At 59.4% G+C, this 623-nt stretch carries 1 pseudogene; it reads left to right on the top strand.

The annotated features are described in order from the left end of the window. Positions 1-623, top strand: a pseudogene (locus tag HMPREF3055_RS09545) (siroheme synthase); the annotation flags it as partial.

Below are 623 nucleotides of genomic sequence, written 5' to 3'. Positions count from 1 at the left end.
CCCGGCGAGCGCCCGCGCGCTCAGCCTGTCGCTACTGTTGGGTTTGAGTCCGCTGGCCGGTATCACCCCGGCGGCACTCGCAACACCGACCCAGGCGGCACCTGAGCAGCAGGCGCAGGCGACCCCAGCCTCCCCCGCTGCAGCTTTGGTTCAGAAACAAGCAGACAATCAGCAGAATCCTGTAGCCCAGGGCGAGCAGACCAGTTCGCTACCGACTCTGCGCGTCACTAGCGGAGCACTAAGAATTTATGCCGGAGGCACGGTGCATGTTGAGGGTGCCGGCTTCACTCCCGAATTCTTGGCGCACCATGAGCTGCGTAGCCTCATTATTGCGCCCAAGGGTTCCTCTACCTACGTGGGTCCTCACCAGGAGCCAACATACCAGGGGCCGCGCTTTGACGTTCCGGCGCCTGCCCCAGACGGGACTTTCAGCGCTGACTTGGAAGTATCTTCCAACGGCATACCTGCGGGCATGGAGTACGAAGTTATTTTGACCTACCGCCCGCTAGATGAAGCGCACCCCTATCAGTGGAATACTGAGGATCGTATTCGTACGGCGCTCCCTGTGACGAATGATTTTCCGGCGTCTGTTCTGCCTTCTATTACCTATGATGTGGATTCTA

It is taken from the genome of Rothia sp. HMSC061C12 (genome assembly GCF_001815755.1).
GTDB lineage: Bacteria > Actinomycetota > Actinomycetes > Actinomycetales > Micrococcaceae > Rothia > Rothia mucilaginosa.
This window is presented reverse-complemented; position numbering and strand designations above follow the sequence as displayed.